Genomic DNA, 22,188 nt, shown 5'->3' on the forward strand with positions numbered 1-22,188 from the left:
TGAACCCAAACCACCAGACTGGCAGTTGCTCGCATTTAACCCCGCATTTAACGTGTTAAACGGCTAAGCCCCTCGCTACGATCAACATAACTACCGGACCCAACGAGTCGATGGCGCATAGTATACTGATTCAGCGCCGTTTAAGCAACCTGCACTAACTATCTTTCCAGTGGGCTCTGATAGTCAAAATCTCATCAAGATTGTCAATAAGCAGGTCTACCAGTGCAGGTTCAAAATGGCGTCCTTTCTGATCTTGCAACAGTTGCAGTGCATCTTCCACACTCCAGGCTTTTTTATAAGGCCGTTCGCTGGTCAGGGCATCAAAGACATCCGCCACAGCGACAATGCGACCTTCAATGGGAATTTCTTCACCAGCCAGGCCAGTAGGATAACCACTGCCATCCCACTTTTCATGATGAGTCAGCGCCACGGAACGTGCTACTTTAAGCAGTTCACTGTCTGCATCAGATAAGATTTCTGCACCAATTTGCGGGTGTGTTTGCATAATAGTAAATTCTTCCTCCGTGAGCTTACCAGGCTTCAGCAGAATATTATCGGCAATGCCAATTTTGCCAATATCATGCATCGGCGCTGCATGTAGGAGTATTTCCGCCTGCTCATGAGAAAAGCCGTAAGCCAGTGCCAGCACTTTTGAGTAGTGGCTCATCCTTAGCACATGTGTGCCGGTCTCATTGTCTTTGTATTCCGCCGCCCGGCCCAGGCACTGCACTACCTGTAGTCGAGAGCGCTTAAGCTCATCAGCCTTGACCAGCGACAGGTGTGTATTAACCCGGGCTTTCACCACCGGCGCGGATACTGGTTTCGTAATATAATCGACCCCACCAACTTCAAAGCCCCTGGCTTCATCATTGTCTTCGCCCAGTGCGGTGACAAAGATGACCGGGATGTTTGCAGTTTCGTTATCGGATTTTAATGCCAGGCACAAGTCGAAACCGGTCATGCCGGGCATCATGACATCGGCCAGGATCAGGTTCGGCTGACTCTTAAGCGCCAGGCGAAGCGCCTCTTCTCCACTTTTAGCAAACATCAATTGATAATCCGGCGCTAAGATTGTGTTAAGGACACGCAGGTTAACAGGCTCATCATCAACCAGTAGAATTGTAGGCTTAGGGGCTATTTGCTGCATTGCTGGCCTCTTCTGGGGTAGTGTCTAAAACAGTTACAAGCGCTTGAATGCCCGTCGCCGCTTGCTCAAAATCAAAGTTATCTGTATCCCGCAGAATGTCATCCAGTTCAAGCTGTCTGTCGCCGGCATAACATCGTTTGAGTTCGTTGACGGCACTATCATCAAGTTGATACTGGCTGACGCTCAGATACAGTTTTTTAAGTAATTTACGTAAGATGTCGCAACTGTTCGCACTAATCCCCCCTGCCATGGCAGATGTTGATTCTGGGTGCGAACTACATTCAACACTGATTGCCTCAATTTGTTCATCAATAGCGGTAAATGTTTGCTCGGTCCGGTTGCCTCGCTCAACATTATTTAGCAAATCATGAAGACTCTCTAACGCAAGATTACCAGCTACACCTTTAAGCCGGTGTGCAAGCGCAGTAACCTGATCCTTGTTATCTTGGACCAAAGCAGTTTTAAGGCTTTTTATCTGAAGTGGCAGTTCATTAATAAAAGACTGTCGTTCAGCATCAAACCGGTCCTGACTGCCCCATAGTGAGAGCCCTTTTTTCCAGTTGACTGACATCAGTTTCTTATTTTTAACACGCGTGGCAGGCTGATTGTAATCAGTTAGTTCGCCCAGCACACGGGCAATTTCAGTATATAATTGTTCGTAATCAACCGGTTTATTGGCAAAGCCTTCCATGCCTGCCCTGCGAGCATCATGTTTGTCCTGTACAAGTACACTGGCCGTCAACGCTATCATGGGCGTATGGGGAAGATTATATTGCGCTTCGAAATCCCGGCGTTTTCTGGCCGCAGTTAAACCATCCATAACGGGCATTTGTAGGTCCATCAATACCACATCGTAAGATGTCGCAACCATTTTTTCTAATGCCTGTTCGCCATTTTCTGCAATGTCAATATGGTGCAGATCTCGAGCCAGTAATAAAGAGATGAGTTCGCTGTTTTGTCTTATATCGTCTACCACCAGAATACGACGGGGGGCCAGATTGATAGTGTGCGCAACATGGTCAATGACAGGTTGTTTCACGGGCATCATAGGCAATTCGAACCAAAATACACTACCTTCCCCAATGGTACTGTCTGCTTCTATCGTTCCACCCATAAGCTCAACCAGCTGTTTGCTTATAGTGGTCCCAAGCCCGGTCCCGCCGTAGCGTCTGCTCATAGATGCGTCAGCCTGGTCGAAGGCATCAAAAACCCGTGATAACTGGTCCCCGGTCATACCTATACCGGTATCGCTGACCTCAAATCTGACGTGAGTGTTGACCTGTTTGACGCGTAATGTAATGCTACCGCTTTCAGTAAATTTAACGGCATTACCAATCAGATTCGTCAATACCTGACGCAGCCTTTCAGGCACCCCGTGATAGGCGTTGGCTAGCCCGTCCTGCATGTCAACTTGGAGCGTCAGGGATTTACGCTGAGCTTCTAACCAGAATGTACTGATGACAGTATCAACTTCATCGGCAAGAATGAAGTCACGGTATTCCAGTTCGAGTTTGCCCTTATCCAGTTTAGCACTACTGAGAACATCGTTAAGTAAATGCAGCAAAGATCGCGCTGAGCGATTGATGGTCGCGCAATGCTTGTGTTGTGTCTCGGCTAGCGGCTCATCCAGCAACAAATCACTAAATCCAATAATCGCGTTCATTGGCGTTCTGATTTCATGACTCATATTAGCTACAAATGCAGAACGTGCAGCTGCTGCCTGCTCGGCCGCCTCTTTGGCAAGCACCAGCTCTTCTTCCATTTCCCGCCGTTCAGTGATGTCAAAAATAAAGCCATCCAGCCAGGCTGGGTGGTCACCTTCACCAGCAACCATAATGCCCTGCTCTCGTAACCAGCGTACGGAACCATTTTTGTGAATAATCCGATACTCTTTGGTAAACGCCCCCGAGGTTTCTGCCGCCTCGGAAACCAGAGACAGGTCGTCGGGATGGCAGATATCGATAAAACTTTTGGCCGGGTTAGGTAGCGCGAACATTTTTGCCGGATAACCTGTAATCTGTTCTACCGCGTCCGTAATAAACACCATTGGCCAGCCCGGCTCATTGAGACAGCGATATGCTATGCCGGGAACATTATTGAAAAATGAGCGAAATTTGGCTTCACTCTGACGCAGCGCATTTTCCATTTTTATTCGATCTCTAATGTCACTGATAAAAGCGATGAAATAATGCTGCTGGCTGATTTGAGTATGGCCAATACCGACCCGAACCGGTATTTTATCGCCGGACTTATGCATCGCGAATACATCACGATTCCCACCAATCACGCGCTGCCAGATTGGACTACTGTATGGCTCCTCAGTAAACAGCGCCATATATTCCTCGCGACGCTCCTGAGGAATTATTTTGTAGACAGGACAGAACTTAAGTTCACGGGGCGAAAAGCCCAGAATGTCGCTCACTGCAGGATTAGCTTCGACGATTCTGCCATAGCCATCAATGGTCAACACACCATCTACTGCCGTGTTCATCATCGCTCTCAATGTAGTTTCACTTTCCTGTGCTCTGGCGGAGGTGTTGCGGTATTTGATTAGCAGACTTACGCCGAAAACAAGCGCAATAATAATCACCACAATGAGGCTTACCAGTGTGGCCAGCACTATGGGTATATCGCTTGGAACATTTGTAGCAGGAGGGCTATCAGGTCGGATAAAACGTGCAGCTGACATCCCCGTATAATGCATGCCGGAGATAGCCAGGCCCATGACACTGCTGGCGATGACATTGATGCTTCTGGCACTGGTCTGTAAAATAACGATTCTGTAGAGCCCAAAGCGTATCCACAACGCCAGCATAGATAACCCTACAGCCAGTACAATAGAGGCAGCAAACATAACGGGGTCGTAGCGTAGCATAGATCCCATTTCCATGGCGGCCATGCCCACATAGTGCATACTGCCGATACCTGCGCCCATCAAAATACCGCCAAGTATAATGTGAACAACGTGCAGTCTGGACAGCCGTATTAGCAGGAGCGCTGTCCAGGCGGAGAACCAGCCAGGGATAAAAGAGATCCCGGTCATTGCCCAGTCGTAATGCACCTCTGTGCCAATTTTGAATGCGAGCATTCCCACAAAATGCATGCCCCAGATACCTGCACCAAGTGCTAAACTTCCGACACTCAACAGCAACAGCTTCTGGGAAAAGGTCGCACAGCTGCGGGCCTGGCCTGATACTGAAAATGCCATGAATGAAGCAAAAACTGCAATTAATACAGACAACATGACTAACGTGGGGGAATAACTACCCTGAAGTACTACCGGTGACTCAGAACTAATAAATTGGAAGTGTAACCAGTCAGTCATTTAATGCAGCCTGCGATAAAAAATTAAAACACCGGGGAATAAGAAGTCCCTTGACAGCGCAAATAAATATTACTGCGTGTGCGGTATAGGTCGAGCCGCCTCTGGCGTTAAGCCTTCAGCTGGGGAAAAGACTTTATTGGTGTTTATCCTATCAGTTGTCTGAAGAGGAACTGATACACAGATTTATGCTTTAGTATCAGCAGAGATACCGCAGAGAGGTAGATAGATGAGCTGATTTATAACTTACATTTGAAGATTAAGAAAATATCCACAGGCTTCTTCGTTAAACCACACACCTTTACCGGGCAAGAACGGCAACACAAAAACAGTGAAGTTTAGAATTATACAGCAGACACAAAAAAGCCGCTTAGATTAAGCGGCTTTAGAAGTGGTTGCGGGAGCTGGATTCGAACCAACGACCTTCGGGTTATGAGCCCGACGAGCTACCAGACTGCTCCATCCCGCGTTTGTTCTGGTAAAATGTGAAGTGGTTGCGGGAGCTGGATTCGAACCAACGACCTTCGGGTTATGAGCCCGACGAGCTACCAGACTGCTCCATCCCGCGACTGTAAACAACTGACAAATCCACTGGGTGGCCTGCTCAAGTGGTGCGTATTATACATAGCACCAACCCAATAACAAGAGGCATTATCATCAAATATTTCATTTATTTGACTAACCGATGAATTATCACGCAATATGATTATTATACCACCAAATTGCCCATCTGGTGATTTAACGCAACTTTTCCATTTTCTCAGCAAGCTTAAAGTCAAGCTCTGTCAGACCACCGGCGTCGTGGGTCGTCAGTGTCACTTCAACCTTATTGTAAACGTTGAACCACTCAGGATGATGTACCAGTTTTTCTGCCCAGATCGCTATTTGCGACATCCAGCCAAACGCACCAATAAAGTTTTTGAATTTGAACGTCTTGGTAATCTTATCGCCCTGCCGCTCCCATGGGGCATCGCTTTGTGCCATCTTATTCAGGGACTCAAGTGCTAATGCCACTTCATTATCGCTCAATTTATCAGCCATGGTCTTTTCCTTTTATTTTCGATGATTGAATTTGTTGTACGCTTTACGACACTACCACGCTGAACATGATTGACCAGATATGAATTGGATTTTAGAACAAGTTGTTGCGCACAGAAAATTGTACGCCGACCTGTACAGGCGAATTATGTCGAATTTTCAATAACTAAGTAGTTTTTACTGACATAGGTAAAGTATTACAGCGATACATGTAGCTGTTTAAGACTGAACCTACCCGGTCACTTATTTGTATTGAAATTAACACGTTAACTTAATTAACCCAGAGAGGCGCTGCAGAATTTATATGGAGTTTCCCAAGCTAGATGAGGTCTTCAACCTAATAAACGGCAAGCTACAGACGTGGCTTGAAGGGGGTATTAAACATCTGCCCAATATGGTTGTGGCCGTTATTATTGCTATTGCATTCGGACTGCTCGCTAAGGGTGCCGGCAGCGCTTTACGACGGGTTTTGCGTCGCGCCTTTGAGTCCCGTCAAATTGCGGACTTACTCACCGCAATTGCTAAATCATTCATCACGGTAGCGGGAATCTTCATCGCGCTGGATTTCGTGGGTCTGCAGGGCACGGTTACTTCGCTGTTGGCAGGTGCTGGTATTGTCGGTCTGGCTATTGGTTTTGCCTTTCAGGACTTGACCGAAAACTTCATCGCCGGGATCGCCATGGGCATTCGTAAACCCTTTGAGATTGGCGATGTGATTGAAGCCGATGATGTATTTGGCAATGTCCGCTCTATTAATTTACGTAATACCCTGGTTGAAACCTTTCACGGTCAGCTTGAAATTATTCCGAATAAAATTTTGTTTCGCAATATTCTCACTAATTATAGCGCCCTTGGTTATCGCCGCATTGAAGTACCGGTAGGTATATCCTATGCCGACGATCCCGAAAAAGCACGGGACGTTATTGTTGAAGCTATCAATCAGCGTGAATATGTCATTCGTAAAGATGAGACTGACGTTTATGCCTCATCCTTTGGAGACAGTAGTGTAAACTTACTGGTGTGGTTCTGGATAAATTACCCAGGGGATCACAGCTTCATGAGTGTGCGGCATGATGCCGTAGTTACTGTCAGAAAGGCCCTGGCCGACAATGATATTCTTATTCCCTTCCCCATCCGCACCTTGGATTTTGATGCAAAGGGTGGAAAGCAACTTGATGGCATGCTTAATGCTTTAAATTCAGCAGAAACGAAAACGTCATCGCATGATGGCGCCAGCAACAACGGTCAAAAGTCAGGAAGTACTCAGTCAGCAGGGCGTGCTGACGCGTCTGGAGAAGATGACGGGGCCGATGATCAAAGTTAACAACCACAACATGAAAGGAAAACAATATGAAAGTGTTATCAGTAAACGGTCGTTATATGGTTATTCTTATGGCTTTTCTAGGCTCCCTGCTAAGCGGGTGTGCCACTATGGAAGGCGCCGGTGAAGACATTCAATCTGCGGGTGAAGCGGTTGAAGACACCGCAGAAGATGCGTCTAACTAATACCAGAGAAGAGACAAAAAAGACCGCACCCGCGGTCTTTTTATTTCCTACCCCGCCTTATTAACTTCTTGAATGTCATATTGGTTCTTTAATAAGATAGCGTGATATAAAAAAGTTCCGGAGTTCCTTTTGTCCAGTGAAAAACAGGCCCTGCCCATTAACCTCAATCGTATCGATCTAAATCTTTTCGCCGTATTCGATGCTATCTATACAGCAGGTAGCCTGACCAAAGCCGCGGATGTATTGTGTATCACGCAACCTGCTGTGAGCAATTCACTGGCCCGTCTGCGGGACATGCTCAATGATCCGTTATTTGTGCGTACCGGACATAGCATGACACCTACACCAGTGGCGCAAAACATTATTGTACCTGCTCGCGAGGCGTTGCGTCTTTTGCGCACGAGTGTGCAGGAAAGTCATACATTCAATCCGCTTACATCAGAAAAGTCATTCAACTTCGCCAGTCGCGATTTACTGGAAGTCAGTATCATGCCGAGATTGATGGCCAGATTACAGGAGGTTTCTCCGGGTATATCACTAACCAACTATGAAATCAGCCGCAGTCAGGTAGTCGCCGCTATGGCCAGTGGTAGTCTGGACTTTTTCGCTGATGCATCAACCTTCTCTGATCCTCATTTGTGTAAGCAAAGGATTGCCGAAGATAAATTTGTAGTCCTTGCCCGCCCCGACCACCCCCTGCTGGAAAATGGTCTTGACTTAGATACCTTCCTTAAACTTGGACACATTCACGTATCTCACCGCCGCAGTGGCCCGGGGCCTATCGATATTGAACTGGATAAGCTTGGTAAACGGCGTCGTGTTGTCATGCGCGGTCAGCATTTTTTGACCGTACCCAGTGCTATAGTCAAAACCGATCTTATCGCGTGTATGCCATATCACCTCGCCAAGCATTATGATCTGGCAATTTACCCCCTGCCTTTTGAGTTACCCCCGGTAGAATATTTTCTCTATTGGCATGTGAGTGCTGATCATGATCAGGCTCATATCTGGATGCGTGAACAAATAATGGAAGTGGCTAAAGCCTATCAGCCACACAAATAATTCATGTGGTGCAGCGCATAAACTTTTTATGACGAACAGCACCTAAATTAGTCGCGCAATCTGACCCACCATTGCGATAACGTCCCCTAAACACTGTTGATAATGTTTTTGCGAAATTGAAATCTCTTCGTATGCTTAAATCTTTGCGATATTTCACTGCCAGAGTGAGGCAAATTCACTGAACCGACCTACATAGAACAGACAATGACCATTAAGGTAAGGCACTTTTAATGCAACCGCCTAGCACGGCCTGTTAGTCAGACTTTACATGAGAGACAAGGCAACACAGCATCGGGATCCATACGTTACATTGAGCACTTTTAAACGTGCCAGGCCATTTATTACCAGCCATTTTTCGACACAATCAACGCTTTGAACACCCCAAATTGCTACAAAAGTATAAAGTACAACTAAATTACGTATAAACAAATAACTTTTATACTTCAAATACTTAATCACGCAAAAACATTTAATCACCCTTTATATGTATGAATCAATATACCAAAGTATTGCTTCTGTTCTTTTTCTGTTCAGTTTTATTTTGTTTAATAGCTCCCGAACAAACAACCCGCTCGGTAAAACAAAGCATTTAGGAATAAAACCATGTTGAAAATCGTTAAAACCTCTTTAGCTGTTGCTGCTGCCTCATTCATCTTCTGTGGAACTGCTAACGCGGGCGTTGAAGACGCACTGGCAAACATTTGTACCATTGTCCAGGCTGACGACAAAGGTGAGTTACGTAAAAAAATGCGTGCTGTTCAGTCGGATTATCGTCTTAAACTGCACGATTACTACACCGGTGTTAGCTGCAACGGCAAAAGCCTGATTCGCACAGCAATTGAAAATAACGCTGTTGATGTAGGTACACTGCTAGTTAAGAAAATGCCCTCTCGCGAATTGCAAACCCCAGAGGCTGATGGCAAGACATTACAAGCCTGGATTGCTGAAAATGGTTTTCAGAGCAGCCCTATCGCCAGTGAGTTATCCAGCCGTATCTAAATCTGTTTCATGACCATGTATCAGTTCAACATGGTTGCGGGGTAATACCCGCACAGCGGCCTCTTCCCTGGGGCCGCAACTTATTGCCAGAACCACCTGCTCAGGTGGTTTTTTTTTGTAATGAATCCAGGTGCCCTAATTAAAGCGCAAAACTGGCTTATTGGTTTTCTACGCTATCAAAAAAGCACTACAAATAAAAAAAGCCAGCGCGCGATATAAAGTCCCCGAATAGTTGGATAATCCAACTACCAGGGACACTTCAACAGCCTGGCTTCTATACTTTTTCTCTTAACCTTATTCTGTTTTGAACATGCTTTCAGAGATACCCATAACACTATCGGCACCGGCATAAATAGCAGCAGCATGGGCATCAGCACGGGGTAATAAGCGACTGAAATAAAATTTTGCCGTTTCGATTTTACCCTGATAAAAATCGGAATCAGCGGTACCTGCTGCAAGTTTCTCTTTGGCAACCAGCGCCATCTTTAACCAGTAATAAGCCAGCGTGACATAACCTGAAAACATCAGGTAATCCACAGACGCCGCTCCAAGCTCATCAGGATTATCACCTACGTGACTACCAACGTGCCTGGTTAATGCCTGCCAGTTTTCCATTGCTTGTAATAGCTGGTCACGCCAACCGCCAGCCTGCCCAGCGTCGTCTACTGATGAACAGAAAGTGCTCATTTCTTTAAGGAAAATAGCCAGTAACTCACCTTTTGATCCCAATATTTTTCGTCCCAATAAATCCAGTGACTGGATCCCCGTGGTGCCTTCGTACAAACTGCTGATGCGCGTGTCCCGCGCGAGCTGTTCCATCCCCCACTCGCTGATATAGCCGTGACCACCATAAATTTGGATACCGTGACTAGTACTTTCCTGGGCGGTTTCTGTGAAAAAGGCTTTAACAATTGGCGTCAGTAACGCCAGTTTTGACTCAGCCAGCTGGATATCTTCGGCTGTTTTACTGTGCTGACAAATATCTACCTGCTGCATACAGTAATACGCTAATGCGCGGCTGCCTTCGGCGAATGCTTTTTGCGTCAACAGCATTCGTCTGACATCGGGGTGGACTATAATAGGGTCAGCCGCGCGCTCGCCACTTCTCTGGGTTGGCGAACGAAATTGCGTGCGATCCTGAGCGTAACGCAAAGCGCCCTGCAACGCTGCTTCTGAGGCCGCCATACCTTCAAGTCCGGTACCAATGCGGGCAATATTCATAAATGTGAACATACCATTGAGACCTCGATTGGGCTCACCTATAAGATACCCTTTCGCGCCATCAAAATTAATCACGCAGGTAGCACTGGCTTTGATACCCATCTTATGCTCGATGCTGCCACACTGTACCTGATTGCGATCCGCCAACTCGCCTTCATCGGTAACGTTGTATTTAGGTACTACAAACAGGGAAATACCCTTTGTACCAGCCGGCGCATCCGGTAAGCGAGCCAGTACAATATGCACTATATTGTCAGCAAAATCGTGCTCGCCGGCGGAGATAAAAATCTTTGTTCCGCTAAGTGAATATGAGCCATCTTCATTAGGCTGCGCTTTACAGCGAAGCATGCCAAGATCCGAGCCGCAGTGCGCTTCTGTCAAACACATAGTGCCAGTCCATTGCCCGCTGATGAGCTTGGGCAGGTACTGCGCTTTGAGCGTGTCCGAGCCATGGGCGAGCAGCGTAGATATGCATCCCTGTGAAAGACCAGGGTACATTGCCCAGGAGTGGTTAGCGCCGGAAAAATATTCTGCAATAGAGGTGGCAAGAGAGTATGGTAAGCCCTGCCCACCCCATTTTTCAGGATGCGACATGCTTGGCCAGCCGCCTTCCACATATTGCTGATAGGCTTCTTTAAAACCCGCCGGCGTGGTTACCTCGCCATTTGACCAATGGCAGCCTTCCTGATCACCGGATTGATTAATAGGAGCCAATACGTTGTCCGCAAACTTGGCCGCTTCGCTATGAATTGCTTTGACCAAATCCGGTGTAACCTCATCGAGTCCCAGCTTGTCGTAGTGTGACTGAAAGTCGAAAAGCTCATAAGCAACAAAGGCAGCATCACGCTGCGGTGAACGATAATTTTCCATATAATTCCCGTATTTGGTTTCAGATCTGATTGAGTTCTGTCTAAGTTCAATATTAAGTAAGCTGGTGCAATCAGCCAAGTTGATTGGGTTAATAAAAGACTATCACTAAACTGAATACTACTAAGGATAATCCCCGGTATGCTGATGTTTATTCGTGACACCAATGTGACTCAGTATTGAAAGGCTGTGACGTTGAGCAATACTGCATTAAATCAAAAGACCAAGAAGGAATTAATCATGGATCCACTTCTTAATTTTCAGGGCCAGGTGGCACTGATAACCGGCGCTGCTGACGGCTTTGGCAGATTATTAGCCGACGCACTGGCCTATCGGGGCTGTAAGCTGGTTTTAACTGATATTAATGAACAGCTATTGGCCAGCGCAGTAAAAGATTTGCGTGAGGCCGGTGGTGATGTGGTCAGCATGACAGGCGATGTGGCACAACAGTCAACGCACAAAGCGCTGGTTGAACTGGCCATAGAAAGCTATGGCAAACTTGATATCTCAGTTAACAACGCCGGCGTGGCGCACATTCCAGGTGCTTTACATACATTAGATGAAGAAACCCTTGATACGCAATTCAATGTTAATCTCAAAGGTGTTTTTCTGGGCATGAAATATCAAATTCCAGCGATGCTGGAAGGTGGTAAGGGGCATGTACTTAACGTGAGCTCGATGGCAGGACTAGGGGGTGCGCCTAAGGCCGCCCCCTACTCAGCAGTCAAGCACGGCGTCGTCGGCCTGACAAAAACTGCTGCTGTAGAGTACGGACGTAAAAACATTCAAGTGAACGCAATTTGTCCATTTTTCAGCCCCACCAGCCTGTTGGATAAGGGTGGTTTCACTACAGAAGAAAGCCGGGCCCAACTGGTCATGGGTAGCCCGATGAAACGTATGGCAGATCCTAATGAAGTGGTTAGCGCTATGCTGCTGATGCTTTCTCCGGCAAATTCATTTATGAGCGGCCAGGCAGTCGCGATTGATGGGGCAATGAGCGCCTGGTAACCGGGGTTAAAGTATAACATTACATACTCTGGTCTTATCACTTCCCTTTCGGAATAGTACGTTTGCGGGTTAAATAGTCGAACATCTTACAGCGATATGCTCAGTTTGTAGTTCGTCACAAATACTATATGACTGTAGCGTCGTTATGAGCCATTGTAATGCTCCGGATGTTTCGACTTACCTAAAATGGCAGGATGCCGATCCAGTATGTCCGCAGATACGCTCTGCAACAAAAAAGCAGCTCATTATGAGCTGCTTTTTTGTTATTGGTGGTTACTTTATCAGGGTTTGAGTATCACTTTGCCCATTACCTTTCTGTCTGTCATATATTGCAACGCTTGCGCAGCATCTGTCAGAGAAAACTGTTTATCAATAACAACTTTAACTTTTTCCTGCTGGTACCATTGCATTAATTCCTGCATGTTCTGCGCGAACACCTGCGGCGACTTTTGCGTGAATACACCCCAGAACACACCAACCACAGCATAACCTTTAACCAGCGTCAGGTTAACCGGTAGCTTGGGGATTTTACCACTGGCAAATCCCACCACCAGCAATCTTCCGCCCCAGCCCATGGCCCGGCTCATGGCATCAAAACTGTCACCACCTACACATTCATAACACACGTCAGCGCCATTGCCGTTGGTGAGCTTTTTCACTGATTCTTTTAAATCTTCCTGGGTATAGTTAATTCCCTCATCAGCCCCATGTTGCCTGGCTAAAGCCAGTTTTTCTTCACTGGAGCACACCGCAATCACCCTGGCCCCCATGGCTTTGCCAATCTGTACTGCTGCCAAACCGGTCCCTCCGGCGGCGCCGGTAACTACCAGGGTCTCGCCAGACTGCAAATTCGCCCGCTGCTTTAATGCATGATGTGCGGTAGCATGAGCAGTTATCAGGGCTGCAGCTTCTTCTACGTTGATAAAATCAGGCAGGGGTAAAACCTGCGCGGCATTAATCGCCACTTGCTCAGCGTACCCGCCAATCTGACAGACACCTACCACTCGCTGACCAGGCGTTAAATGCGACACCTTGCTACCTGTTTTTACCACCACACCAGCGACCTCACAGCCTGGTGTGAAAGGTGTATCCGGCTGTAACTGATAAAGTCCCTGTACAATCAGTGCATCAGGAAAATTAACCCCGGCGGCCTCAACATCGATTAATACTTCGTTGTCCTTTATTGATGGAATTGCTGTCTCTTCTATTTTCAAATCAGTCAGTGGGCCGAACTCATGACATACCACCGCCTGCATTGTTTTTGCTTCAGACATGCTTTACTCCTTATTAACAATTTTCATGGCCATATCAGCCAGCGGGCCGACCATTGCGCCAAGTTCCTGAGCCTTATCGCTGGACGCATTGCCTTCCTGAGCGCGCTTTACCACACCCTGGATAATAGCGGCCAACCGAAAAAAGCTGAAGGCCAGATAAAATGGCCAGTTTTCAATATGGTCTATACCTCGTCTTTCGCAATAACGTGCCACGTACTCTTTTTCATCGGGAATGCCCAGCTCGTTTCTATTCAAACCGCCCAGTCCCGGTGCCTGTGGCAGGTTTGCCGGAAGTCTGAGTTGCATGCATTGATAAGCAAGGTCCGCGTAAGGGTGACCTAACGTGGAAAGCTCCCAGTCGAGGATCGCTTTGATCTCGGCGTCGGGCGTAAAAATCATATTATCCAGCCTGAAATCGCCGTGCACCAGTGCTACCTGGCCATCATCTGCTGGAATATTCTGGTTTAGATAATCTATGAGGCTTTCCATAGCTGGCTGAGTAGTAGTTTCAGAAGCCCGGTACTGAGCGGTCCAGCGCTCCACCTGCCGTGAAAAGTAATTACCCGGGCGACCAAAATCGTCCAGTCCCGCCGCGGCGATATCAATATCATGCAGGTCCGCCAACACCTGGTTCATATTATCGTACATGCGCGCGCGAACCTGGTTATCAGCAACTTTTTTTAATGCTGCATCCCAGAATATTTCCCCCTTTACATACTCCATAATATAAAACATGCTACCGATAACATCAGTATCACGGCACAGGTGGTGAACTGCAGGAACCGGTACAGCCGACGATTGCAGTGCTTTTATAACCCGATATTCTCGGTCCACCGCGTGCGCAGACTTCAACAGTTTGCCAGGAGGCTGTCGGCGCAGAACGTACTCACCTTGTGTGGTAGTAAGTAAAAAGGTCGGATTCGACTGGCCCCCGGAGAATTTTTTTGACGCAGTAATCTTACCAATGCTATTTGCGTTAGCATCCAGATAGTGATTAATTGCATCGGTATCCAGTTGATGAATACTCATTTAACTGCCTCCTGCGCGCGCTTTTCAATAATGCTTTTGCCCAACTGCATCATGTGCACCTGATCCGGTCCATCTGCCAGTCTGACCGTCCTGGCATACGCATACATTCCTGCCAGCGGCGTGTCCTGACTGGTGCCAAGGGCGCCATGCATTTGAATTGCTTCGTCAATAACCCGGCAGGCCATACGGGGAGCAACAATTTTAATCGCCGCAATTAAATCCTTGGCAACTTTATTGCCATGGCGGTCCATCTGGTCTGCAGCTTTCAACGTTAATAATCTGGCCTGTTCAATATCGCAATGCATGGTGGCAATAGACTCTCTGACAGACTGTTGTTTTGACAACGGTTTGCCAAATGCCTCACGCTGACTGACACGCTCACAGGCCATATCCAAAGCTCTCTGGGCGCAACCGATAAGTCGCATGCAGTGATGGATACGGCCAGGACCAAGGCGCCCCTGGGCAATTTCAAACCCCCGCCCCTCGCCTAAAATAATATTATCAGCCGGCACCGAAACATTATCGAATACAATTTCAGCATGACCTACCGGTTCATCCAGATAACCCATAGCCCCCATTGGGCGTTTTACAGTGACTCCCGGCGTGTCCATTGGCACCAGAATTTGCGATTGCTGTTTATGCCGCGCCGCTGTGGGATCAGTTTTTCCCATTACGATCATTATTTTACAATTTTCATTCATAGCACCGCTGGTATACCATTTATGCCCGTTGATCACATAATGGTCGCCCTTTTTCACGATTGACGTTTGTATATTAGTGGCATCGCTAGAGGCAACATCAGGTTCGGTCATTGCAAAGCCGGAACGTATTTCACCGGCTAGAAGGGGTTCAAGCCACGCGGCTTTTTGCTGATCACTTCCATATTTTGCCAGTACTTCCATATTCCCCGTATCCGGTGCACTACAGTTAAAGATTTCTGAGGCAAAGGGCACTCTCCCCATAATCTCGCACAGTGGTGCATAATCGAGGTTAGATAACCCGGCACCATAAGGTAAATATTCTTCCGGAAGAAACAGGTTCCACAGACCGGCCTCCCTGGCCTGTTCTTTTAGCGTATCAATCACTGCAGGGGTCTTCCAGGGAGAATCGGTGGTTTGAAAGCTGGCCAGATACGCCTGTTCCATGGGATAAACATGCGTTTGCATAAAGGTGGTTAGCTTTTCAGCAAGAGATTTTGTTTTATCGTTGTACTCAAAATGCATGTCTGCTCCTTGATTTAAGCGTATGTAATTTTTTTGGCTCGCGCTGCGCAGCTCATATGAGGCATAGCGTTGAAAGAATGCAGAGACCATTGCTCTTTGCCGCGGTATAGCCGGGTTATGCTGGTGTTCTGAATCTGCAAATTTAGTCGGATAATCGTTTCAGCATCCAGTCCCAGGGCGATACCTACAGCACAGGCAATAATCCCACCAGAGGTTGCAATTAAGATCCTCTGTCCCGACGGTGCACTGCATTGCGTCATACCATGTCTAACCCGGCTGACAAAGTCTTCCCAGCTTTCTGACTGCTGCTCACCGGACAACGTATTTTGAGACCAGGCGTGCATGCTATGTTTTAGTATTTTAAACCAGTATTTCGCGGTGGGTTCAGCGGTCTGATATTGGGGGTTTTGCTGTAAAAAAAGCTTAATCACCTGCATAAAGTCAAATTCATTAAAACAGGGCTTAGCTTCAGATGACGGTAACGTCTGCTGACTGCCCGACATTGCCGCCGTTATCGCATCCAGTGTATCCACCTGGCGGCGCAGTGTTCCGCTAAGCATTTGATCAAAGCGAAGCTGTTGCTCGGCAAAGTACTCCCCCAGCCAGTGCGCCTGTTCATGACCCAGGGGACTTAGCACATCATAATCGTCCTGGCCCATGGAGGCTTGTCCGTGCCGGACAAAATAAATCTCAGTCATAGATACTTCTGCGAATTATTATAGTGGTGCCATAGTAGAAAAACCCCCGGTATAAGTTTAATTACTATTCTGAATGCAAAGCTATTCAGCGTTATGATGTTTACAATTTCCGTGTTGCTCACTGGTGACCCAACTGTGACCAAAACAGAATCCCTTGATCTGGAACAATTTCTGAACATCTTCCCTTCGTTACACTGTGCGCACTGACATCACTGTGAGCCGTTTATCATGAATATACCAGCCATTATCGATCGCGCACTTGTAAGTAAATATAATGTAAACGGGCCAAGATATACGTCTTATCCCACAGCGCTTCAATTTGAACACTTTGAGGACTGCGATTTACTTGACGAAAATGGTTCTCTGGCTGGAAACGATTTTTCCATTTATATTCACATTCCGTTTTGTCACCAGCTTTGCTATTACTGCGGCTGCAACAAAATTGTAACGCGCCATCAGGAACGCGCCGACCGCTATCTCGATTATCTTGAAAAAGAAATCATCCGGCGCGCTGACATCGCATCTCAAAGTGAAGTCAGACAAATACATCTTGGCGGTGGCTCCCCCAGCTTTTTAACTATTGCCCAGCATACCCGGCTAATGGCCATGTTACACCATTACTTCACAGTCGCCGCCTCAGCTCAGATAAGTATTGAGCTGGACCCCCGACATATTGACGGCTCTTATCTGGCCTGGCTGGCGCAACTAGGGTACAACCGTATTTCACTGGGTGTGCAGGACATCGACGAGCAAGTCCAAAATGCGATTAACCGGGTTCAGGACACCGCCCATATTGCAGAACTAGTCCGGCGCGCGCAACAGCTTGGCATCGCCTCGGTCAACCTCGACCTCATCTATGGCCTGCCCCACCAGAGTGTCGAAACCTTCACTACCACACTGACAGCGGTAAAAGCGATGGCCCCGGATCGAATTTCTTTGTTCAGTTACGCTCACCTGCCCAAGCGGTTTGCGGCGCAACGAAAAATCCACGATGACTGGCTGCCAGCACCAGAACAAAAACTCACCTTAATGGAACTGGCCATCAGCCGCCTCACCGGTGCAGGGTATGAGATGATTGGAATGGACCATTTTGCCCTACGCGATGATGAGCTTTCCATTGCCAAACGCGACGGTAAGCTACACCGAAACTTTCAGGGTTACACCAGCTGTGGTGATTTATACATGCTGGGCCTGGGGGTATCAGCGATCAGCGACACTGGGGAGATTTATAGTCAAAACCCTAAACGTCTTAATGACTATTACGAAAAGATTGATAGTGGTAAAGGGCTGACCCAGGTAGGATACCGATTAACCGAAGACGACACCGCCCGGCGATTTGTTATCCAGTCACTTATGTGCAACCTCATCGTAGCCTTTGACGCTATACAAAAATATACAAGAACCTGTCCGAGACAATATTTCAATGCCGAACTTACCGCTCTTAAACCCTTTATCGAAGATGGTTTGGTAAGTGTTACCGGGCAGGCAATTGTGGTGCATGAAACAGCGCGACTGCTCATTCGTACTATATGCAGCACCTTCGACGCTTACTTACCGGCGCAGGGCGCAGCGCAACGCTATTCGCGTGTTATCTGATGGTCAGGCGGGAAAAGACGCCCTGACAGTATCACCCTCAGTCAGCGCCAGGCGGGCTAATGCAGCTTGCGAAAGCATCGCATAAAGTCGGGTTTTACCTCGCTTTAGCGTAATATTGACCTGGTGGTCAACTACCGGCGAGATACCCTCGACTTCACACATAAATGTGTTATCCAGACTAAGGGGGGTGGTGAATGCTCTATCCAGTACGATTTCATGGGCGGCCACATTTAACGTTGCACGATCAGGGGATTGCAGTGGTTGTCTGGTGCACAGCAATTGCCCCTCACACTCAAAGGACGTGAGCTGTCCAGCGCTGCCGGTTTCTTTGCAAGGTTGCCCGGCTAACACAGCAACATGCTGACCGGTGGCTGAGGGGTGTCGCTGGTACATAGTGTTTATAACTTCGCCAGGCACATCATGCAGCTCAATGCTGCCATTGTTCATAAACATAAGGGACTGACAATGCAACCACAAGTCGGTGACATCGTGGCTGACCATCAGCATCGGCAGACCACTTTCAGCGACTTTCTTTAACCAGCTTAGAATAGCAGAGCGGGTCGACAGATCCAGTGCGCCAAGAGGCTCATCAAGTAACAGAAGTTGGGGCTGATTCAACAATGCCCGCGCCAGCGCCACCCGTTGGGCCTCGCCACCGGATAATTGCGCCGGTGTATGTGCCAGCAGATGTTCGCACTGACAATTTGCAATGACTGAATCATAGGAAAGATAAGACGAGCTCATTCCGTTGTCGCCGGCATACCGTTGAGCCAAAGTTAAGTTCTGGGCTACTGTCTGATGTGGCAATAAAAGCGGTTCCTGAAACACCAGGCCAATGCGGCAGCGGGTTAGCGACTGGCCGTTGTACTGCCCGCGCACACTGGCATATGATTCAAGGCCTGCCAGGGCTCGCAGCAGAGATGACTTCCCCGCGCCCGAAGGCCCCGTTAACCCCACCATCGAGAAGTTGAGCAATGAGGCCTCAGCCTGAACAACAAACTGTGTTGAGCGACGCAGATTTACCGAAAATTCCACTGGCGACCGCCTCCCCGATTGCACCAGTACAGCACACACAATAATAGGAAAGAGAACAGCAACAGGCCTGACGCCAGCCAGTGCGCTCGATAATACTCCCCCATTTCAACATGATCATAGAGAGCGATAGATATTACCTGGGTCTCACCGGGGATATTTCCGCCTATCATCAGGACTACGCCGAACTCGCCAATGGTATGGGCAAAGGTAAGGCCCGCCGCAACCAGGAAATAGGATTGACATAAAGGCAGGATTATTTGTGTAAAACGCGCCCAGCGTCCCATTTTAAAGGTATAGCCAACATCCAGAAACCGCCGGTCCAGTTGGGTAAATCCGGTATACAATGGCTGCACGGCAAAGGGCAATGAATAAACCACGGAGCCTATAACCAGACCGCTGAACGAAAAAGCCAATGAGTGGTCGAACACTTGCTGCCACGCCCCGCCAATCAGACTATCAGGCGCAAATGCCAGCAGCAGATAAAAACCCAGTACAGTGGGTGGTAAAATCAGCGGCAGCGCTATAACAGCAAGCACAATATTTTTCAGCCGATGCTGCCAGCACGAGAGCCACCAGGCCAGCGGCGTGGCAATAACAAGAAGAATCAGACTGCTCATCGCGGCCAGTTTAAGGGTCAGCCACACGGCTGTGATATCACTGCTCATCGCGGCACTCATCAGGACTGTCTACGGGACCATAACCTCGGCGCGCAAATTGCTGTTGAATAGCAGGCGATAAAATGAAGCAAAGAAATTGCATGGCATCCTGTTGACGGCCTGATGACGCCGGAACCACTGCTTTTTGCACTATTGGCTGATGCATAAACAACGGGATCAGTACTTTGCCTTCCTCCAGGCCGCTAACCAGAGATGCCGCCACAAGCGCATGCTCCACGTTGCCGGTATCAAAATACTGCAGTGCCTGCAGAACATTCTTGCCTCGCACCAGCTGCGACTGATAGGGCTGCCACAGCGAGACTGATTCCAACGTTTGTCTGGCAGCCAGACCGTATGGCGCAAGTTGGGGGTGCGCAATAGCCAGACGGCGCGGCTGGCTTTCCAGTGCGATCACCATATCATCGGAAGAGGTAACCGACTCATCATTCGTTACGTACGCTAACCTGCCCTGGGCGTACGCCATCAGCGTGGATGAGACACCCTTTTTTGTTCTGACCAGTTCTTCTGGCCGACGGGCATCAGCAGAAAGAAAGACGTCGAAAGGTGCACCATGTTGCAGCTGTGCAAACAACGTTCCGCTGGATGCCACGGTAACTGTGGCTTTGATACCGGTCTGCTGTTCAAAAGACTGCAGCACGGCATTTACAGCCGGCGCAAAGTTTGCTGCTACCGCAAGCCGCAGCGGCGGCCTTTCCTGCGCAGTGACAGCGCCTGCCGCAATCAGATAACTAATAGTCAGAAAACGAGCAATGAGCTTCATGATTCAGAGCCATCCAGCCAGCTAAGTGCTGCTTGTGCGTCGGAACTTTTTGCTTCAACCCAATGTGCGCCACCGTGCTGAAATTCTTTTTTCCACAGCGGAACAGAAGATTTCAACGTATCCATCATGTAACCGGCAGCATCAAAAGCCGCCTTTCGATGGCTGGCGGCAGTACCGACCCAGACAATCTGCTCATGATTAGCCAGCTTACCCACGCGATGGACAATGCCGGCATTCTGCAGCGAAAACCGATTAATGGCTTGTGTAGCCAACCTGATCAGCGCCTGCTCTGTCATACCCGGGTAATGCTCCAGACTCATACCCTCAATGGGTCCGTCGGCATTAAAATCCCTGACCAAGCCGGTGAATGTGACGATGGCTCCCGGCGTCTGCGCACAATCGGCAAGCAAAGTATCGTACAATACCTGCTGCGAAAAAATGCCGGTTTGGATGGTCGCAAGCATTCAGCCTCCTGTCACTGGCGGGAAAAACGCCACTTCGTCGTTGTCCTGCACCCTGTAACTGAGATCTCGCATTGTCTGATTGACCGCGACCAGTACCTGCCCTGCCAGTGCTTGTTTCCAGCGCGCATCCTGGATGATAAGTTTCTCGGTCAGTTCAGAAACGGTCAACTGTGAACTGACCTCAACGTGCCAGTCACTTTTACCGACAATTTCTCTGACCTGGGCAAATGTTTTTACAGCAATCATTGATTGGCTCTTTCCCAGTGACCGGTTTTACCGCCTTGCTTTTGCAACACGCCGATTTGTGTCATTTGCATGGATGGATCTAAGGCTTTACACATATCAAATAATGTCAGCAACGTGACATTGACCCCGGTCAATGCTTCCATTTCCACCCCGGTTTTTCCCGCCAGTTTACAGCGGCACCGCACCTCAATGCGTTTTTGTTCTGCCTGTATATCAAACTGAATATCTACCTTAGACAGGGCCAGCGGATGACACAGCGGGATCAGATCGGCGCACCGTTTAGCGCCCTGAATACCTGCGATACGCGCCACTGCAAGCACATCACCCTTAGCTACCCGGTCTTCTCTGATAGCATCCAGCACCTCATCGTTCACGTTTAAATAGCCCACTGCGACCGCTTCTCTGGTGGAAACCGCCTTATCTGAGATATCCACCATATTCGCCTCACCCTGAGCATTGATATGGCTAAGGCCGCTCATGAATTTGCACCGGTCAGGTGACCCACAAAGTTGCAGGGTTTGTAACTGGCATCCAACTGACTTTGAATAATTTTTGTCCAGCCTGTTTTACACGCTCCGGTGGAGCCAGGCAGACAGAAAATCACCGTTTTATTGGCGAAGCCGGCCACTGCCCGGGACTGAATCGTTGAGGTACCAATTTCCTCATAGCTCACTTGTCGAAACAGCTCGCCAAAGCCATCCACTGTTTTATCAAACAACACACTTAGTGCTTCTGGCGTTGAGTCACGCCCGGTAAATCCTGTTCCGCCGGTAGAAATGACTGCATGCACATCGTCTCGCGCTATCCAGTCAGACACTACGGCCCGTTGTTTATAGATATCGTCTTTCACCAACGCTCTGTCTACCAGTTGATGGCCGGCCTGTTCCAGTGCCTCCACCAAATACTGGCCGGATTTGTCATTTTCCACAGTGCGGGTATCAGACACAGTCAGTATTGCAATATTAAGGGCTGTCACGGTATCAGACATGCTACTCCTGCCAAGATTATACATAGAA

Annotated in this window: 21 protein-coding genes and 2 tRNA genes; 6 read left to right on the forward strand and 17 right to left on the reverse strand. The window is 48.3% G+C overall.

Annotated elements, in window-relative coordinates; translation table 11 throughout:
- Positions 1-154: 154 nt before the first annotated feature.
- From F458_RS0103470 to F458_RS0103490, 5 genes are all read right to left on the reverse strand, one after another.
- Positions 155-1,147: a response regulator gene (locus tag F458_RS0103470; RefSeq protein WP_018981988.1), complete on the reverse strand. Its 993-nt coding sequence runs from the start codon at positions 1,145-1,147 to the stop codon at positions 155-157.
- Complete coding sequence (locus F458_RS0103475) at positions 1,128-4,472, reverse strand: MHYT domain-containing protein (RefSeq protein ID WP_018981989.1); 3,345 nt, start codon at positions 4,470-4,472, stop codon at positions 1,128-1,130. The genes F458_RS0103470 and F458_RS0103475 overlap by 20 nt, the downstream gene beginning before the upstream one ends.
- 389 nt (positions 4,473-4,861) lie before the next feature.
- Positions 4,862-4,938: transfer RNA gene (locus F458_RS0103480), tRNA-Met, on the reverse strand.
- Between the two features lie 22 nt (positions 4,939-4,960).
- Positions 4,961-5,037, reverse strand: a tRNA-Met gene (locus tag F458_RS0103485).
- Between the two features lie 170 nt (positions 5,038-5,207).
- The gene (locus F458_RS0103490) at positions 5,208-5,510 is read right to left on the reverse strand and encodes a 4a-hydroxytetrahydrobiopterin dehydratase (RefSeq protein WP_018981990.1); all 303 of its coding nucleotides are present in this window, start codon (positions 5,508-5,510) and stop codon (positions 5,208-5,210) included.
- A gap of 301 nt (positions 5,511-5,811) precedes the next feature.
- On the opposite strand from F458_RS0103490, the gene F458_RS0103495 reads away from it, so the two are divergent.
- From F458_RS0103495 to F458_RS0103510, 4 genes are all read left to right on the forward strand, one after another.
- A complete protein-coding gene (locus F458_RS0103495) occupies positions 5,812-6,831 on the forward strand; it encodes a mechanosensitive ion channel family protein (protein ID WP_018981991.1) in 1,020 nt (339 codons plus the stop codon).
- A 56-nt stretch (positions 6,832-6,887) separates the two neighbouring features.
- Positions 6,888-7,013: an entericidin A/B family lipoprotein gene (locus tag F458_RS0103500; protein ID WP_408640333.1), complete on the forward strand. Its 126-nt coding sequence runs from the start codon at positions 6,888-6,890 to the stop codon at positions 7,011-7,013.
- Between the two features lie 156 nt (positions 7,014-7,169).
- The gene (locus F458_RS0103505; RefSeq protein ID WP_026294460.1) at positions 7,170-8,075 is read left to right on the forward strand and encodes a LysR family transcriptional regulator; all 906 of its coding nucleotides are present in this window, start codon (positions 7,170-7,172) and stop codon (positions 8,073-8,075) included.
- A 603-nt stretch (positions 8,076-8,678) separates the two neighbouring features.
- The gene (locus F458_RS0103510) at positions 8,679-9,074 is read left to right on the forward strand and encodes a DUF3718 domain-containing protein (protein ID WP_018981994.1); all 396 of its coding nucleotides are present in this window, start codon (positions 8,679-8,681) and stop codon (positions 9,072-9,074) included.
- Between the two features lie 294 nt (positions 9,075-9,368).
- On the opposite strand, the gene F458_RS0103520 is transcribed toward F458_RS0103510, so the two are convergent.
- Positions 9,369-11,165: an acyl-CoA dehydrogenase C-terminal domain-containing protein gene (locus F458_RS0103520; protein ID WP_018981996.1), complete on the reverse strand. Its 1,797-nt coding sequence runs from the start codon at positions 11,163-11,165 to the stop codon at positions 9,369-9,371.
- 237 nt (positions 11,166-11,402) lie between these two features.
- On the opposite strand from F458_RS0103520, the gene F458_RS0103525 reads away from it, so the two are divergent.
- A complete protein-coding gene (locus F458_RS0103525) occupies positions 11,403-12,170 on the forward strand; it encodes an SDR family NAD(P)-dependent oxidoreductase (RefSeq protein ID WP_018981997.1) in 768 nt (255 codons plus the stop codon).
- Between the two features lie 281 nt (positions 12,171-12,451).
- Here the strand turns inward: F458_RS0103525 and F458_RS0103530 are convergent, their stop codons facing one another.
- The 4 genes from F458_RS0103530 to F458_RS0103545 are packed head-to-tail and all read right to left on the reverse strand — an operon-like array spanning position 12,452 to position 16,394.
- Positions 12,452-13,426 carry an NADPH:quinone oxidoreductase family protein gene (locus tag F458_RS0103530; protein ID WP_026294461.1) on the reverse strand — a complete coding sequence of 325 codons (975 nt, stop codon included), beginning with the start codon at positions 13,424-13,426 and terminating at the stop codon, positions 12,452-12,454.
- 21 nt (positions 13,427-13,447) lie between these two features.
- Entirely contained in the window at positions 13,448-14,473 is a 1,026-nt protein-coding gene (locus F458_RS0103535; protein WP_018981999.1) for a phosphotransferase family protein, read from the reverse strand.
- Positions 14,470-15,696: an acyl-CoA dehydrogenase family protein gene (locus tag F458_RS0103540; RefSeq protein ID WP_018982000.1), complete on the reverse strand. Its 1,227-nt coding sequence runs from the start codon at positions 15,694-15,696 to the stop codon at positions 14,470-14,472. The genes F458_RS0103535 and F458_RS0103540 overlap by 4 nt, the downstream gene beginning before the upstream one ends.
- Before the next feature lie 14 nt (positions 15,697-15,710).
- The gene (locus F458_RS0103545) at positions 15,711-16,394 is read right to left on the reverse strand and encodes a histidine phosphatase family protein (RefSeq protein ID WP_018982001.1); all 684 of its coding nucleotides are present in this window, start codon (positions 16,392-16,394) and stop codon (positions 15,711-15,713) included.
- Positions 16,395-16,622: 228 nt separating this feature from the next.
- Between F458_RS0103545 and hemN the strand changes: the two genes are divergently transcribed.
- Entirely contained in the window at positions 16,623-17,990 is a 1,368-nt protein-coding gene (gene hemN / locus F458_RS0103550; RefSeq protein WP_018982002.1) for an oxygen-independent coproporphyrinogen III oxidase, read from the forward strand.
- 3 nt (positions 17,991-17,993) lie between these two features.
- Here the strand turns inward: hemN and F458_RS20030 are convergent, their stop codons facing one another.
- The 7 genes from F458_RS20030 to moaB are packed head-to-tail and all read right to left on the reverse strand — an operon-like array spanning position 17,994 to position 22,160.
- A complete protein-coding gene (locus F458_RS20030; RefSeq protein WP_018982003.1) occupies positions 17,994-19,025 on the reverse strand; it encodes an ATP-binding cassette domain-containing protein in 1,032 nt (343 codons plus the stop codon).
- Positions 19,010-19,690 (reverse strand): molybdate ABC transporter permease subunit, encoded by a 681-nt coding sequence (gene modB, locus F458_RS0103560; protein WP_018982004.1) that lies wholly within the window; start codon positions 19,688-19,690, stop codon positions 19,010-19,012. The genes F458_RS20030 and modB overlap by 16 nt, the downstream gene beginning before the upstream one ends.
- Positions 19,680-20,462 carry a molybdate ABC transporter substrate-binding protein gene (gene modA / locus F458_RS18975; protein ID WP_018982005.1) on the reverse strand — a complete coding sequence of 261 codons (783 nt, stop codon included), beginning with the start codon at positions 20,460-20,462 and terminating at the stop codon, positions 19,680-19,682. The genes modB and modA overlap by 11 nt, the downstream gene beginning before the upstream one ends.
- Positions 20,459-20,926, reverse strand: coding sequence for a molybdenum cofactor biosynthesis protein MoaE (locus F458_RS0103570; protein ID WP_018982006.1), 468 nt, complete (start codon positions 20,924-20,926; stop codon positions 20,459-20,461). Before F458_RS0103570 ends, modA begins: the two co-directional genes overlap by 4 nt.
- Positions 20,927-21,172 (reverse strand): MoaD/ThiS family protein, encoded by a 246-nt coding sequence (locus tag F458_RS0103575; protein WP_018982007.1) that lies wholly within the window; start codon positions 21,170-21,172, stop codon positions 20,927-20,929.
- Positions 21,169-21,651 carry a cyclic pyranopterin monophosphate synthase MoaC gene (gene moaC / locus F458_RS0103580; RefSeq protein WP_018982008.1) on the reverse strand — a complete coding sequence of 161 codons (483 nt, stop codon included), beginning with the start codon at positions 21,649-21,651 and terminating at the stop codon, positions 21,169-21,171. Before moaC ends, F458_RS0103575 begins: the two co-directional genes overlap by 4 nt.
- Entirely contained in the window at positions 21,648-22,160 is a 513-nt protein-coding gene (moaB, locus tag F458_RS0103585) for a molybdenum cofactor biosynthesis protein B (RefSeq protein ID WP_018982009.1), read from the reverse strand. Before moaB ends, moaC begins: the two co-directional genes overlap by 4 nt.
- Positions 22,161-22,188 lie beyond the last annotated feature (28 nt).

Source organism: Salinimonas chungwhensis DSM 16280, assembly GCF_000378185.1.
Lineage (GTDB): Bacteria > Pseudomonadota > Gammaproteobacteria > Enterobacterales > Alteromonadaceae > Alteromonas > Alteromonas chungwhensis.